Below are 12,310 nucleotides of genomic sequence, written 5' to 3'. Positions count from 1 at the left end.
ACATCATGGAAGGAAAACAAAAAGATACATTCACAGAACAAAATTTTGAGCGAAAACCTTCCATTTATTCATTACAATTGAATGAGTTGGAAATGTGGTTAAAAGAACAGGGTGAACCTAAATTCAGGGCAACGCAAATTTTTGATTGGCTTTATAAAAAAAGAGTCGATCATTTTGCTGAAATGTCAAACTTACCAAAAGGATTGCGAGAGAAATTAGAGAATCATTTTATAATAACAACTCTAAAAACGATTGCCAAACATTCATCCCAAGATGGCACATTAAAATTTTTATTCGAACTTCATGACGGCTTTTCTATTGAAACGGTGTTGATGAGACATGATTACGGAAATTCTGTCTGTGTGACAACACAAGTTGGCTGTCGAATTGGCTGCACGTTTTGTGCCTCAACCCTTGGAGGATTAAAGCGCAATTTAGAAGCAGGAGAAATTGTTGCCCAAGTATTAAAAGTACAAAAAGTATTAGATGAAACAAACGAACGGGTAAGCTCAATCGTTGTCATGGGAATCGGGGAACCTTTTGATAATTATCAATCTTTGCTTTCATTTTTAAAAATTGTCAATGATGAAAAAGGTTTAAACATTGGGGCTCGGCATATTACCGTCTCTACCAGCGGTATTGTCCCAAGAATTTATGATTTTGCAAATGAAGGCTTGCAAATTAATTTTGCTATTTCTCTGCATGCCCCTAATACAGAATTGCGCAGCCGCTTAATGCCGATCAATAAAGCTTATGACCTGGAGAAATTAATGGATGCGGTCCGATATTATATAGAGAAAACTGGCCGTAGAGTAACATTCGAATATGGCCTATTTGGCGGCGTTAATGATCAGATTGAACATGCAGAAGAATTAGCTCGGTTAATCAAAGGATTGAAGTGTCACGTTAATTTAATACCAGTCAATTATGTACCTGAGCGAAACTATGTACGGACGCCAAGAAAGCAAATTTTTGAGTTTGAACGAACGTTAAAAAAGCACGGAATAAATGTTACGATACGAAGGGAACAAGGGCACGATATCGAAGCAGCATGTGGGCAGCTGCGGGCGAAAGAGCGAAAAGAAGAGGCGAGGTGAAACTATGAAATCAGTTTTTTTAACTGATCGGGGAAAAGTTCGGCAACATAATGAAGATAGTGGTGGAATCTTTTTTCTTGAAGACGAACTAGCTTTGGCTGTTGTAGCTGATGGTATGGGCGGTCATCAAGCAGGGGATGTAGCTAGCCAAATGGCGATTTCAGAAATAGAAAGATTATGGTCAATGCAAAGAAAAGAGGAGTTATCAACACCCGATCAAATCGAACAATGGTTAAGAGAAGCTGTCGCACAAGTCAATTCTTCCATTTACCAATATGCTAAAGAAAATGAAGACTGCCAAGGAATGGGTACGACCATTGTTGTCGTCGTTTTAAATCAGGAGTTTATTACCGTTGGCCATATTGGTGATAGCCGCTGTTATTTATTAAATAGCAATGGTTTTACTCAAATTACGGATGACCATTCATTAGTAAATGAATTGGTACGCAGTGGACAAATATCTCCGGAAGATGCAGAACATCATCCGCGAAAAAATGTATTAATGAGGGCATTAGGTACGGAAGAAACGGTTGTTCTTGATATAAAATCTTTAGAATGGGAAGCAAGTGATGTTTTGCTGTTATGTTCCGATGGTTTAACGAACAAAGTTCCGATTTCGGAAATAGAAGCGGTGTTAAAAGATGAATCCGATTTAAAGGCAAAAGCCAGAACGCTCATAGATAAAGCAAATGCTGCTGGTGGAGATGATAACATTTCCGTTGCACTTGTGATGCATGATTGGACGGAAAATGGAAGTGAGTGATGAAAGTTGATGATAGGTAGACGGTTAAGTGATCGTTATAAAATTCTCGATATGATCGGCGGTGGAGGTATGGCCAATGTTTACCTCGCTCATGATCTTATCTTAGATCGGGATGTAGCCGTGAAAGTACTAAAACCGGAATTTTCGAATGATGATGAGTTCATTAAACGTTTCCGTCGTGAAGCTCACTCGGCAACAAGTCTTAATCATCCAAATATCGTCAGCATTTATGATGTTGGTGAAGAAGAAAACATTTATTTCATCGTAATGGAGTATATTGAAGGTCAAACACTAAAACAGTATATCCAACAGAAAAAAACACTTACAGTTGAAGAAGTCATTGACATCATGAAGCAAATTACAGCTGCCATCGAACATGCTCATCAAAATCAAATTATCCACCGAGATATAAAACCACATAATATACTCATTGATTATAAAGGGCATGTGAAAGTTACCGATTTTGGAATTGCTATGGCATTGAGTGCAACATCGATAACACAAACAAATTCAGTGCTCGGCTCTGTTCATTATTTATCTCCAGAACAAGCGAGAGGTGGCATGGCTACTAAAAAGTCTGACATCTACTCACTCGGTGTTGTCATGTTCGAGCTTCTAACTGGCCGCCTACCTTTTTCGGGTGAATCAGCCATATCAATTGCTTTAAAGCATTTACAAAGTGAAACTCCTTCACCGAGAAAGTGGAACCCAAGCATTCCACAAAGTGTAGAAAACATCGTGTTAAAAGCGACCGTAAAAGATCCTTTTTTGCGCTATAATAGCGTAACAGATATGAGAATGGATTTGGAAACAGCTTTGGATCCAAGCCGCTTGAATGAACCAAAGTTTGAAATACCGGAAGATGATGAAGCAACAAAAGCAATTCCAATCATTACGAGTAAACAGAAAATACCATCAAGCGATCATACAATCATTCATTCTCCAAAAGAAGAGCAAGTGAAAGAAAAAGAGAAAAAGAAAAAAAGATTGATATTCACTTTAATTTTAGGGATTTTTCTATTTGTTGGCGTCCCAGCTGCTGGATTATTTTTAATACCGCCTCTTTTTGAACCTAAAGATGTAGTAATACCTGACGTTACAAATCTGCCAATGGCAGAAGCGATTGAAGAACTTCAATCCGTAGGTTTAAAGGTGAAGCCAAAAAAAATTGTAGATAATATAGTACCTGAAGGTGCTGTCGTTAAAACGGATCCTCCTGTCAATTCGACGGTGAAAGAAGGATTTGAAGTTATTGTTTATGAAAGTTTAGGCAAAGAGAAAATAGAATTTGATAATTACATTGGTTATCAGTTAACGGATGCAGTACGTGAACTAAAGTTAATAGGGATCAATGAAGAACATATTTTACCTAATTATATAGAAAGTGACCGTCCAGAAAATGAAATAGTTGGTCAGTTGCAACCAAAACCGAATGAGCTCGTCAATCCTGACGAAATAAGTGGAATGTGGGTCATTTTTCAAGTGAGCAAAGGTCCGCAAATAAAAATGCCTAACATGGTTGGTTGGAATGAAGACCGAGTTAAAAAATTTGTGAATGAGAATAATTTATCACTTCAAAAGCGTGAAGAGCAATATTCGAATGAAATTGATAGCGGCTTGGTAATTTCACAAGAACCAGCTAGCGGTACTTCAGTTGAAAAAGGTTCAACTGTGAAAATTGTCCTTTCAAAAGGTCCTGAACCAAAGGTTTACGAGTTTTCAAAAGTAATTCCTTTTTATAGTGAAAATGGTTTTGCTGAACAAGTAGTTGAAGTATACATAGAAGATATGGAACATGAAATGGATGGCAAGCCGGAAGTTTTCAAAATTAGAGAAACAACTGAAATTCCAATTAAACTCGTAATTCCATATGATGGGAAAGCATCCTATAAAATTTTTGTAAACGGGAATTTGTTAGACAGCGGTGAAATCAGTTACGAATCGATCCCTTAATCCTAAATAAAAACTATTTTTTGGAGGTATGCATGGCAGAGGGAAAAATTATTAAAGCGCTTAGCGGTTTTTATTATGTTTTACATGAAGAAGGGATTGCTCAATGTAGAGGTAGAGGTGTCTTTCGAAAAAATAAGATCACACCATTGGTTGGCGATGATGTAATATTTGAACCTACTAATGAAACTGAAGGTTATATAATGGAAATCAAAAAGAGAAAAAATGAATTAATAAGGCCACCAATTTCAAATGTTGATCAAGCGGTTATCATATTTTCAGCAACTGAACCGGCATTTAATCCTTTTTTACTTGACCGCTTTTTAGTGCTAATCGAACATAACAATATTACCCCTGTAATATGTATTACAAAAATAGATTTATTGGATGAGGAGACAAAATCGGAAATAAATCGATATGTACAGGATTACGAACATATTGGATATGACGTGATTTTCACCTCCGCTAAAACGAAAGAAGGAATCGATCAGCTAAGACCGTATTTAAGGGAAAAAGTTTCGGTCTTTGCTGGACAATCCGGTGTTGGAAAATCGTCTTTATTAAACGCTTTACTGCCACAATTGTCTTTAAAAACGAATGAAATTTCGAACCATCTAGGACGTGGAAAACATACAACGAGACATGTGGAATTAATACAATTTGAAAATGGGTTAGTGGCAGACACACCTGGGTTTAGTTCGCTTGAATTTACAGATCTTGAAGCTGAAGATTTATCAAATTGTTTTCCTGAAATGAAGAAACGAGCAGATTATTGTAAATTCCGTGGATGTTTACATGTATCTGAGCCAAAATGTGCTGTAAAAGAAGCTGTTGAAAAGGAAGAAATTCCGAAATATCGTTATGAACATTATGTTGAATTTTTGACAGAAATTAAAGAAAGAAAGCCGAGGTACTAGATATGATTAAAATTGCACCATCAATTTTATCAGCGGATTTTGCCAACTTAGGAAATGAAATAAAAGATGTTGAAAAAGGTGGAGCAGACTATATCCATGTAGATGTTATGGATGGACATTTTGTTCCGAATATAACAATTGGTCCGCTCATTGTAGAAGCAATCAGACCAGTTACAAAACTACCATTAGATGTGCATTTAATGATAGAAAATCCAGATTTGTATATTCCACAATTTGCACGTGCGGGTGCTGATATTATCACTGTTCATGTAGAAGCCTGCAAGCATTTGCATCGCACAATCCATTTAATTAAAGATCAAGGGGTAAAAGCTGGAGTTGTTCTTAATCCTGCTACTCCTGTTAATATGATTGAACATATTTTAGAAGATATTGATATGGTTTTATTTATGACCGTAAATCCAGGATTCGGAGGCCAAAAATTTATTCCTCAAGTATTGCCGAAAATTAAAACAGCAGCTAATTGGATACAAGAGCGTGATTTAAATGTAGAAATAGAAGTGGATGGAGGGGTCAATCCTGAAACAGCCAAACTATGTGTTGAAGCAGGAGCGACTGTCCTTGTAGCAGGATCAGCTATTTTTAATCAAGAAGATCGGCAAAAAGCAATTGCTGCCATTCGGGGTTGAATAATTAGCTCTATTAAATAATTATAATCAATAAAATGAAGGTGGAGAAAAGCTATTCCTTTTTCTCCACTTTTTCTTTTAAGAAGATTTTCATTAGGTGTTGACTTGTACGTTGTATGTTTAACGAAGAATCGTCTTTTTTATCTTTAACATCTTTGGTACCTTTGCATTATGTCCGTTTCCTTTTTAGACAGTTTTATATTTGTTCAACTAATTGAAGGAAACTTTCCTTATAGCATGGTTAGAAAATAGTTCTTTTACCCAATATATTTTTATTTCATTTTGTTCTCAACGAAAAATTACTTGCATAAGATAGGTGATAAGGAAGTGGCATTTATATTTATCATCTATTAGGTACATTTTTAAAACATATGAATATATTTAAAAAGAAAAATTGTTATGACTATAAAATATCGAAAAGGGAATCCGTGCTTTGAGGAGGGAAATTATGAAGTTTTATACGATCAAATTGCCGAAGTTTTTAGGCGGGGTTGTAAGAGCGATTATTGGAGCATTTAAAAAAGACTAAAAAAGCACCTGTTAAAGGTGCTTTTTTACACGCGTGTTACTTTTCCTGATTTAAGAGCACGTGCAGAAACCCATACACGCTTTGGCTTTCCATCAACTAAAATTCGAACTTTTTGTAAGTTTGCCCCAAATCTGCGTTTATTAGCGTTCATCGCATGTGAACGATGGTTACCTGAACGAGTTCTACGACCTGTAATATAACATTGTTTCATTTGTTTCCCTCCTCTATTCGAACCAAATTGCATAAAACGAAAGAAATGATGTAAAAAACACTTAATTAATTTAACATAAAAACCAAGAGAACGCAATAATTGAATACTAGAATATCAAGAAAAATTACTTGACATTCCTAGAATACAAAGGATTCACCAGGGTGCTAAAGCTTTTCTTGAAATGAATATTATAGTAAAATGACGTTAAGTAAGCTAGGTGTATATCTGTTTAAATATATAAATATCAAGGAGGATTTATAAATGTCCATTGAAATGAAAACCGATTACGGTCAAATTGAAATCACAAATGAAGTGATAGCAACAATTGCTGGTGGGGCAGCTGTTGATTGCTATGGGATTGTTGGAATGGCTTCAAGAAATCAATTAAAAGATGGAATTTCAGAAATCCTTCGTAAAGAAAATTTTAAAAAAGGTGTATTAGTACGTCAAGAAGATGACGAATTGCATATTGATATGTATATCATTGTCAGCTATGGTACAAAAATATCAGAAGTTGCACACAATGTACAAAATAAGGTCCGTTATACTCTTAATCGAACATTGGGGCTAAATGTTGATTCCGTCAATATTTATGTTCAAGGCGTACGAGTAACGAATCCATAATAATGAATCTAACTGATTTTAGGAAGATGTTAAAGAAAAATGTTCGGACTGAATTTTAAGGAGGAAAACTTGTGACACTGAAGCAATTAGACGGAATCATGTTTGCCCAAATGGTTATTTCTGGTGCAAATTATTTGGCAACAAACGCAAAAATGGTCGATGCATTAAATGTATTCCCTGTTCCTGACGGAGATACTGGTACAAATATGAGTTTGTCAATGACATCAGGAGCCAATGAAGTAAAAAAACAAATCAATAACCATATTGGAAAAATGGCTCAAGCTTTTTCAAAAGGATTGCTGATGGGGGCACGAGGCAATTCAGGAGTCATTTTATCACAACTTTTCCGTGGATTTGCCAAGGCAATCGAAGGGAAAGAAACAATTAATGGAATTGAATTTGCTCAAGCGATTGAAGCGGGTGTTCAGACTGCATATAAGGCAGTAATGAAGCCTGTTGAAGGAACGATTTTGACCGTTGCTAAAGATGCAGGAAAGAAAGCTATGCAAGTTGCTTCTAAGAACTTTAATATAGATCAAATAATGGAAGAGACACTTAAGGAAGCGAAAGCATCATTAAATAGGACGCCCGAATTATTGCCGGTCTTAAAGGAAGTAGGAGTTGTTGATAGCGGGGGCCAAGGTCTTGTTGTCATCTATGAAGGGTTTTTGGCTGCGTTAAAAGGTGAAGAAACTCAAATTATCGAAGCTGATGTATCGATTGATGAGCTCGTAAAAATTGAACACCATAAATCAGCACAAAGCCACCTATCAACAGACGAAATAAAATATGGTTATTGTACAGAATTTATGGTCTTATTTGAAAAAGATAAATTAGAACGCAATCCTTTTTCAGAAAAAACTTTTCGGGAAGAGTTGAGCAAACACGGTGATTCATTGCTCGTTGTTGCTGATGATGAGATCGCTAGAGTACATATTCATTCGGAACATCCTGGAAATGTATTAAACTTTGCTCAAAAATTTGGCAGTTTGACAAAAATAAAAATTGACAATATGCGCGAGCAACACCGTTCGATTTTGGAAACGGAAGAGAAACAAAAAGCTCCACTCGTAAACAATGAACAAAAGAAAGAAAAAGAGTACGGAATTGTTGCTGTTGCAATGGGGAGTGGCATTGCTCAATTGTTTAAAAGTTTAGGTGTCCATGCCATTGTTGAAGGCGGACAAACAATGAATCCGAGCATCGAAGACTTCGTTCAAGCGATCAAAGACGTTCATGCTAAAAAAGTTATCATTTTACCGAACAACAAAAATATTATAATGGCAGCTACGCAAGCTTCTTCTGTTGTAGATGAAGATGTTATTGTAATACCTACCAAAACTGTTCCCCAAGGATTGACATCTTTGTTGGCATTTAACCCATCTTCAAACCTTGAAGAAAATGAAAAGACAATGACAAAAGCGCTTGAAAAAGTGAAAACGGGACAAATTACTTTCGCAATTCGGGATACGGTCATTGATGGGTTAGAAATAAATAAAGGACACTTTATGGGAATTTTGGATGGTAAAATAGTCGTTACACATGAAAATCAAATTGAAGCAGCTAAACAGTTACTAAATAAAATGATTACAGATGACGACGAAATTATTACGATTCTCCAAGGTGAAGATGCGAACACTAACGATGTTAAGGAATTAACCAACTATCTAGAAGAGCATTATGAGGATCTTGAAATTGAAACCCATAACGGAGGACAACCTTTATATCCGTTCATTTTTGCGGTGGAGTAAACAATTGTAAGATATGAAAATGAGATTTCAGGTAAGGGAGGTCAAGCTGCATTCATTCAATACATCTTTAATGCAGCTTAAATGGTGTGAATAGGCTTAATCAAAGTATCATTAATGTTAAAGGGGTTGGCGAAGAAACCGCTTTACAATTGAATGAAATGGGCATTCATACGATTGGTGAGTTGATTGAATATTTTCCTTATCGTTATGAGGACTATCGAATTCGAGATCTCCACACGATCAAACATAATGAAAAAATAACAGTGGAAGGGAAGGTTCATAGCGAGCCTTCCTTAACATTTTACGGTCGGAATAAATCGCGTTTAATGGTCCGTGTTTTTATTAATAATCTGCTCATTACAGTTGTGTTTTTTAATCAGCCTTATTTAAAAAAACAAATTGGCGTTGGTGACATTATTACTATAACTGGAAAATGGGACAGTCATCGACAAACGATTACCGGCAGTCTTTTAAAGAAAGGGATAGTTACAGGTAGGCAAGAGTTGGAACCGGTCTATTCTGTCAGGGGGAAAATGACGACAAAATTGATGCAGCGTATCATACGGTCGGCATTAAATGAATATGGAAATGAAATCTTAGAATTTTTACCTGTATCGATTTTAAAAAAATATAAATTATTGCCAAGAAAAGACGCAGTTCAATATATTCACCAACCTGAAAGTGCTGAATATTTAAAGCAGGCACGCAGACGTCTTGTTTATGAAGAGTTTTTGCTTTTTCAATTAAAAATGCAATCGCTTCGGAAATTTGAAAGAGAACGGAGCGGCGGATTTTCACAAAAATTTTCAATGAGAAAAATAGAACAATTTATTGCTACCTTGCCTTTTCCATTAACGAACGCTCAACAAAGAGTTGTAACTGAAATTCTTCATGACATGTCCTCCCCCTATCGTATGAACCGCTTGTTGCAAGGTGATGTTGGGTCTGGGAAAACTGTTGTGGCTGCTATTGCTTTATATGCAGCAATTTGTGCTGGTTATCAAGGAGCGCTGATGGTTCCTACTGAAATTCTTGCTGAACAACATGCAACTTCCCTCATTAATATTTTCGAACAACATGATATTTCGATTGCATTATTAACAAGTTCTGTTAAAGGAAAAAAAAGAAAGGATATTTTAGAAAGGCTGCAAAAAGGTGAAATAGATCTTTTAATTGGTACCCATGCACTTATTCAAGATGAGGTTAATTTTCATAAATTAGGGTTAGTGATTACGGATGAACAGCATCGCTTTGGTGTTGAGCAAAGACGTATTTTAAGAGAAAAGGGTGAAAATCCTGATGTACTTTTCATGACTGCTACTCCGATTCCGCGTACACTGGCAATAACGGTATTTGGTGATATGGATGTGTCTGTCATCGATGAAATGCCGGCTGGCCGAAAGAAAATTGAAACATATTGGGTAAAGGAACAGATGTTTGAACGCGTTTTGCAATTCATATACAAAGAAGTAAAAAAAGGTAGACAAGCCTATGTTATTTGTCCCCTCATTGAAGAATCTGAAAAGTTGGATGTGCAAAACGCCATAGATGTTCATGCTATGTTGGTTCATTATTTTCCAGAAAATATAAAAATAGGTTTAATGCATGGCCGTCTACATTCCAGTGAAAAAGAAGAAGTCATGAGGAAGTTTAGTGAAAATGAATATCATATTCTAGTATCAACAACCGTTGTCGAAGTCGGTGTCAATGTACCAAATGCGACCGTAATGGTTGTGATAGATGCGGAACGTTTTGGTTTGGCACAGCTGCATCAGCTTAGAGGTCGTGTTGGGCGTGGCAGTGAACAATCTTATTGTATTTTGATTGCCGATCCTAAATCGGAAATAGGGATCGAACGGATGAAAATTATGACAGAAACAAATGATGGTTTTGAGCTATCACAAAAAGACCTTGAATTAAGAGGTCCCGGTGACTTCTTTGGTAAAAAGCAAAGCGGTTTGCCGGAATTTAAATTGGCTGATATGGTTCACGATTACAAAATATTAGAAGTGGCTAGAAATGATGCTATTAAACTTATATCATCTAAAATTTTTTGGGAAAGTGATGATTTTTCTCTGTTACGTTCTTATCTAGAGGAGACGGGCGTATTGAACGGTGAAAAACTAGATTAGAAGGATTTAATGAAAAACTATTTTAGTAAAAAGGAAAATTATACTTGCCAGTCTGTTTGAAAATCCCTATACTACTATTAGTACCTAGTCTTAGTATCGGAGGGTGGTTCCAGTGCGACTTTCAAAAAAAGAACGGCAAAAAGTACTAAAAGCAACGATTGATGAAACTCCATTTATCACTGATGAAGAATTAGCAAAAAAATTTAATGTCAGCATTCAAACCATTCGATTAGACCGGCTTGAATTATCAATCCCAGAGCTTCGGGAAAGAATAAAAGATGTTGCAAAAGCAAAGCTTAATGAAGAAGTAAAATCGTTGCAAATTGAAGAGATTATTGGGGACATCGTTGATTTAGAAATGGAAAAGAGTGCAATATCCATTTTTGATGTCAAAAAGGAACATGTCTTCACAAGGAATCCTATCGCTCGGGGCCATCATCTATTTGCCCAAGCGAATTCATTGGCTGTTGCGCTCCTTGATGAAGAATTGGCTTTGACGGCAAAAGCGAACGTCAAATTTACCCGCCAAGTAAGAGAAAATGAGCGGGTAGTTGCAAAAGCGAAAGTAATCGCAAATGATGAAGAAAGACATCGAACAACCGTACTAGTGCAGTCTTATGTTGGACAAGAGCTTGCATTCATCGGTGAATTTGAGATGTATAGACCAAATAAATGGAAGAAAGCAGGTTCAATCAATGAAAATAGCAATTGATGCAATGGGTGGGGATCACGCCCCCGAACAAATTGTTAAAGGCGTAATGAAAGCTGTACAAGCCTTTCCTGATCTACAATTTATTTTAGTCGGCAATGAACAAGAAATTACCAAATATTTAACGACGACTAAAAACATTTCGATTATACATACGGATGAAGTCATAGAAGCTGAAGATGAACCCGTGCGGGCCGTACGACGAAAAAAATCAGCTTCAATGGTGCTAATGGCTAACGAAGTGAAAGAAAGAAGGGCAGATGCCTGTATTTCGGCTGGAAATACAGGAGCTTTGATGGCAGCAGGGCTTTTCATTGTTGGCCGTATTGAAGGGATTGATCGTCCAGCATTATCACCTACGATGCCGACGATCGATGGTCGAGGCTTTGTTTTTCTAGATGTAGGCGCCAATGCCGATGCAAGACCGGAACATTTGCTTCAATATGCGATTATGGGTTCCATCTACGCTGAAAAGGTGCGAAAAGTAAATAATCCTAAAGTTGGACTATTAAATGTTGGTGCGGAAGAGAAAAAAGGTAACGATCTTACGAAACAAGCTTTTTTATTATTAAAAGAAGCACCTATCAATTTTATCGGCAATGTTGAAGCTCGGGACTTAATGAACGGTGTTGCTGATGTTGTTGTCACAGATGGATTTTCCGGCAATATTGCCTTAAAATCGATGGAAGGTACTGCACTCGCAATTTTATCTATGTTAAAAAGTGAGTTAACAAGCAGTTTGAAAAGTAAGCTTGCCACAGCGATCATTAAACCTCAGCTCCGCAATTTAAAATTGAAACTCGATTATTCGGAGTATGGAGGTGCTGGTCTGTTCGGGTTGAAAGCCCCAGTGATAAAAGCGCATGGGTCCTCAGATTCTAACGCAATTTTTCATGCGATTCGGCAAGCAAAGGAAATGGTGGAAAAACAAGTTATCACGACAATTGAATCTACAATCCAGACAAAATCTTAAGGAGGAG

The 12,310-nt window shown here is 36.6% G+C and carries 12 protein-coding genes; 11 read left to right on the top strand and 1 reads right to left on the bottom strand.

Annotation, left to right across the window (positions count from 1 at the left end):
- The first annotated feature begins 5 nt into the window (after positions 1-5).
- The 6 genes from rlmN (at position 6) to spoVM (ending at position 5,903) form a co-directional block, all read left to right on the top strand.
- On the top strand, positions 6-1,097 hold the full coding sequence (rlmN, locus tag HR057_RS05530; protein ID WP_173730427.1) for a 23S rRNA (adenine(2503)-C(2))-methyltransferase RlmN: 1,092 nt from the start codon (positions 6-8) through the stop codon (positions 1,095-1,097).
- Between the two features lie 4 nt (positions 1,098-1,101).
- Positions 1,102-1,860: a Stp1/IreP family PP2C-type Ser/Thr phosphatase gene (locus tag HR057_RS05525; protein WP_173730426.1), complete on the top strand. Its 759-nt coding sequence runs from the start codon at positions 1,102-1,104 to the stop codon at positions 1,858-1,860.
- A gap of 9 nt (positions 1,861-1,869) precedes the next feature.
- The gene (gene pknB / locus HR057_RS05520; RefSeq protein WP_329955842.1) at positions 1,870-3,813 is read left to right on the top strand and encodes a Stk1 family PASTA domain-containing Ser/Thr kinase; all 1,944 of its coding nucleotides are present in this window, start codon (positions 1,870-1,872) and stop codon (positions 3,811-3,813) included.
- Between the two features lie 32 nt (positions 3,814-3,845).
- A complete protein-coding gene (rsgA, locus tag HR057_RS05515) occupies positions 3,846-4,727 on the top strand; it encodes a ribosome small subunit-dependent GTPase A (protein WP_173730424.1) in 882 nt (293 codons plus the stop codon).
- 2 nt (positions 4,728-4,729) lie between these two features.
- A complete protein-coding gene (gene rpe / locus HR057_RS05510; RefSeq protein WP_173730423.1) occupies positions 4,730-5,374 on the top strand; it encodes a ribulose-phosphate 3-epimerase in 645 nt (214 codons plus the stop codon).
- Between the two features lie 448 nt (positions 5,375-5,822).
- Positions 5,823-5,903: a stage V sporulation protein SpoVM gene (gene spoVM / locus HR057_RS05505; protein WP_173730474.1), complete on the top strand. Its 81-nt coding sequence runs from the start codon at positions 5,823-5,825 to the stop codon at positions 5,901-5,903.
- A gap of 25 nt (positions 5,904-5,928) precedes the next feature.
- On the opposite strand, the gene rpmB is transcribed toward spoVM, so the two are convergent.
- On the bottom strand, positions 5,929-6,114 hold the full coding sequence (rpmB, locus tag HR057_RS05500) for a 50S ribosomal protein L28 (protein ID WP_173730422.1): 186 nt from the start codon (positions 6,112-6,114) through the stop codon (positions 5,929-5,931).
- A gap of 261 nt (positions 6,115-6,375) precedes the next feature.
- On the opposite strand from rpmB, the gene HR057_RS05495 reads away from it, so the two are divergent.
- From HR057_RS05495 to plsX, 5 genes are all read left to right on the top strand, one after another.
- The gene (locus tag HR057_RS05495; protein ID WP_173730421.1) at positions 6,376-6,738 is read left to right on the top strand and encodes an Asp23/Gls24 family envelope stress response protein; all 363 of its coding nucleotides are present in this window, start codon (positions 6,376-6,378) and stop codon (positions 6,736-6,738) included.
- A 71-nt stretch (positions 6,739-6,809) separates the two neighbouring features.
- Entirely contained in the window at positions 6,810-8,489 is a 1,680-nt protein-coding gene (locus tag HR057_RS05490) for a DAK2 domain-containing protein (RefSeq protein WP_173730420.1), read from the top strand.
- A gap of 86 nt (positions 8,490-8,575) precedes the next feature.
- A complete protein-coding gene (gene recG / locus HR057_RS05485; protein ID WP_173730419.1) occupies positions 8,576-10,621 on the top strand; it encodes an ATP-dependent DNA helicase RecG in 2,046 nt (681 codons plus the stop codon).
- Between the two features lie 112 nt (positions 10,622-10,733).
- On the top strand, positions 10,734-11,333 hold the full coding sequence (fapR, locus tag HR057_RS05480) for a transcription factor FapR (protein WP_173730418.1): 600 nt from the start codon (positions 10,734-10,736) through the stop codon (positions 11,331-11,333).
- Positions 11,317-12,303, top strand: a complete 987-nt coding sequence (gene plsX / locus HR057_RS05475; RefSeq protein WP_173730417.1) for a phosphate acyltransferase PlsX — start codon at positions 11,317-11,319, stop codon at positions 12,301-12,303. Before fapR ends, plsX begins: the two co-directional genes overlap by 17 nt.
- Positions 12,304-12,310: the final 7 nt, after the last annotated feature.

This window comes from Calidifontibacillus erzurumensis (assembly GCF_013303125.1).
GTDB lineage: Bacteria > Bacillota > Bacilli > Bacillales > Bacillaceae_J > Calidifontibacillus > Calidifontibacillus erzurumensis.
Note: the sequence above shows the minus strand (reverse complement) of the source record. Positions and strands in the feature narration are given on the sequence as shown.